The 3,643-nt window shown below is 69.2% G+C and carries 2 protein-coding genes; both read left to right on the top strand.

Annotated features, from left to right (window positions below):
• Window positions 1-160: 160 nt before the first annotated feature.
• Entirely contained in the window at window positions 161-2,056 is a 1,896-nt protein-coding gene (locus G6R24_RS19340) for a 2-oxoacid:acceptor oxidoreductase subunit alpha (RefSeq protein ID WP_163550597.1), read from the top strand.
• Window positions 2,053-3,114: a 2-oxoacid:ferredoxin oxidoreductase subunit beta gene (locus G6R24_RS19335; RefSeq protein WP_163550596.1), complete on the top strand. Its 1,062-nt coding sequence runs from the start codon at window positions 2,053-2,055 to the stop codon at window positions 3,112-3,114. Before G6R24_RS19340 ends, G6R24_RS19335 begins: the two co-directional genes overlap by 4 nt.
• Window positions 3,115-3,643: the final 529 nt, after the last annotated feature.

Raw genomic sequence — 3,643 nt, 5'->3', positions numbered from 1 at the left:
TTAACCTATGGCCATTGCCCCCAGGGCGGAGAACCGTAGATCATCGGATTCGGGTTCGATCGGTCGGCCGCGTCCGGGCACCTGGCCCGGCCCGGCTCGCCGCACGCACCTCAATGCGGCAGCCGCTACGCTGGTGTGGTACCCGAGGAGGTTACTGAAAGTGTCTGAACAGGTCAGGGAGCGGGAGACCCGCCGACTCGACCGGGTCGTCGTGCGTTTTGCGGGCGACTCCGGCGACGGCATGCAACTCACCGGAGAACAGTTCACCAGCGAGACCGCCACGTTCGGCAACGACCTGTCGACGCTCCCGGACTTCCCCGCGGAGATTCGCGCGCCAGCCGGCACACCGGCCGGAGTCTCCGGATTCCAGCTGCATTTCTCCGACCACGACATTCTTACGCCGGGCGACGCCCCGGACGTCCTGGTCGCGATGAATCCCGCCGCTCTGAAGGCGAATCTGAAGGATCTGCCGCCCGGCGCGAACCTCATCGTCAACACCGATTCCTTCACAGGTGGAAACCTGAAGAAGGCCGGTTATGCGACGGATCCGCTGACGGACGGGACGCTCGACCCCTACGTCGTCCACCGGGTGCCGCTGACCTCGATGACCATCAACGCGGTGCACGCCGCCGCCGACAGTGGCGGTGGCGGCGGGTCGGTCAACAAGAAGGAAGCCGAGCGGGCGAAGAACATGTTCGCCCTCGGCCTCATGAGCTGGCTGTACCACCGGCCGACCGGCGGCACCGAGGCATTCCTGACGAAGAAGTTCGCCAAGCGGCCGGAGATCGCCGCGGCGAACATCGCGGCGTTCCGCGCCGGCTTCAACTACGGCGAGACGACCGAGTCGTTCACCGTCACCTACGAGGTGGCGCCGGCCCGGATGAAGCCCGGCACCTACCGGCGGATCAGCGGCAACCTGGCCCTGTCCTACGGGCTGGTCGCCGCGGGTGAGCTGACCGGGCTGCCGATCTTCCTCGGCACCTACCCGATCACGCCGGCCTCGGACATCCTGCACGAGCTGAGTAAGCACAAGCGGTTCGGCGTGCGGACCTTCCAGGCCGAGGACGAGATCGCCGGCATCGGCTCGGCGCTCGGCGCGTCCTTCGGTGGCTCGCTCGGGATCACCACGACGTCCGGCCCGGGTGTCGCGCTCAAGAGCGAGACGATCGGCCTCGCGGTCAGCCTCGAACTGCCCCTGGTGATCGTCGACATCCAGCGCGGTGGCCCGTCCACCGGCCTGCCGACCAAGACCGAGCAGGCCGACCTGCTGCAGGCCATGTTCGGCCGCAACGGTGAGGCCCCGGTGCCGATCGTGGCGCCCCGCTCCCCCGGTGACTGCTTCGACGCGGCCATCGAGGCCGCCCGGATCGCGACGAAGTACCGCACCCCGGTGTTCCTGCTCTCCGACGGGTACCTGGCCAACGGCTCCGAGCCGTGGCTGATGCCGACCCGCGAGGAGCTTCCGGATCTGAGCGTCACCTTCACCACCGAGCCGAACCACACCGGCGACAAGGGTCCGGAGTTCTGGCCGTACCTGCGTGACCCCGAGACGCTCGCCCGACCGTGGGCCGTCCCGGGCACACCCGGCCTCGAGCACCGCATCGGCGGCATCGAGAAGTCGGACGGGCCGGGGAACATCTCCTACGACCCGGCCAACCACGACCGGATGGTCCGGCTGCGGGCCGCCAAGGTCGCCGGCATCGCGAACGACGTTCCCCCGCTGGAGGTGGAGGACCCCTCCGGCTCCGCCCGGGTCCTCGTGCTCGGCTGGGGCTCCACCTTCGGCCCGATCGCCGCCGGCTGCCGGCGGGTACGGGCCAAGGGACTGCGGGTCGCGCAGGCGCACCTGCGTCATCTCAACCCCTTCCCGGCCAACACCGGGGAGATCCTGCGGTCGTACGACAAGGTGATCATCCCCGAGATGAACCTCGGCCAGCTGCGGATGCTCATCCGGGCCGAGTACCTCGTCGACGCGATCGGTTACAACCAGGTCCGCGGGTTGCCCTTCAAGGCAGCTGAGCTGGCCGGCGTCTTGGAGGACGTGATCAACCAGTGACCGTCACGACGAACCGTTCCGGGATCAGTAACCGTCTGCTCGATCTGGTGCCCGCGGCACCAGATCCGCAGAGCCGCAAGGACTTCACCTCCGACCAGGAGGTGCGCTGGTGCCCCGGGTGCGGTGACTACGCCATCCTCGCCACGGTGCAGGGCTTCCTGCCCGAGCTCGGCATCGCGCGCGAGAACGTCGTGTTCATCTCCGGGATCGGCTGTTCCTCGCGCTTCCCGTACTACCTGCAGACCTACGGGATGCACTCCATCCACGGTCGGGCGCCGGCGATCGCCACCGGCCTCGCCACCTCGCGGCCGGACCTGTCGGTCTGGGTCGTCACCGGGGACGGCGACGCGCTGTCCATCGGCGGCAACCACCTGCTGCACGCGCTGCGCCGCAACGTCAACGTCAAGATCCTGATGTTCAACAACCAGATCTACGGGCTGACCAAGGGCCAGTACTCGCCGACGTCCGAGATCGGCAAGATCACGAAGTCGACGCCGTACGGCTCGCTGGACCGTCCGTACAACCCGGTCTCGCTGGCCCTGGGCGCCGAGGCGACGTTCGTCGCCCGCTCGGTCGACTCCGACCGTGCGCACCTGACCTCGGTGCTGCGCGCCGCCGCCGAGCACCCCGGCACGGCGTTCGTCGAGATCTTCCAGAACTGCAACATCTTCAACGACGGCGCCTTCGACACCCTCAAGGACCGCTCGACCCGCGACGACGTGACACTGCGCCTCGTGCACGGCGAGCCGCTGGTCTTCGGCGCCGAGGGCGACAAGGCCATCCGGCGCGCCGACGACGGCGGCCTGGAGGTCATCTCCGCCGACGCCCCCGGGGTCCTGGTGCACAACGCCTCGTCCGCCGAGCCCAGCCAGGCGTTCGCGCTGTCCCGGCTCACCGGGGACACCCACGGAGTCACCCCCATCGGCATCTTCCGTAACGTCGATGTCCCCACCTACGACGAGGCGCTCAACAAGCAGGTCGCCGACGCGAAGGCGAAGCAGGGCGACGGTGATCTGATGGCGATGATCTCCGGTGGGGAGACCTGGACCATCGACTGATCCCAGTCCCCACGGGGCAGGTCAGACCGGTAGTGGACGAGGCCGGGACGCGCACACGACGTGCGGGTCCCGGCCTCGTCGTCGTTGTCGTCGTTTCCCGTACTTCCGGCGGCTTCGTCCGGACGCCCAGAGGGGCCAGGCCGACGGACATCACGCGGCCACAGCGCCGTTACGCGCCCTCCGTCTGATATTTGCCACTCTGCGTTGGTCGGGTACTGTGACAGTGCGCGTGGGGGTGCCGTGCGACCCGGGGGGGCTCACCACACCAGTGCAGCCGGAGGCATAGTGCGGGGTCATCGAGCCCTCAGCCCACGACCCGCGGCCGGTCCGCGTTCGCCGATGGGTCCTGTCCATGCGCCCGTCCTGATGGCGGCGCGACCTCGTGTTCCGTCCGGAGGCCCCCGTGGGTAGCCATTCGGCCGGCCGGCACGCCCGGCACGGCACCACCAACCAGCGCTCCACCGACCGGCGCTCCCTCGACCGGCGCCCCGCGGGCCCCGCAGCCCGCCCGGCAGCGCTGACACCCGAG

The organism is Candidatus Frankia nodulisporulans (assembly GCF_902806475.1).
Lineage (GTDB): Bacteria > Actinomycetota > Actinomycetes > Frankiales > Frankiaceae > Frankia > Frankia umida.
Note: the sequence above shows the minus strand (reverse complement) of the source record. Positions and strands in the feature narration are given on the sequence as shown.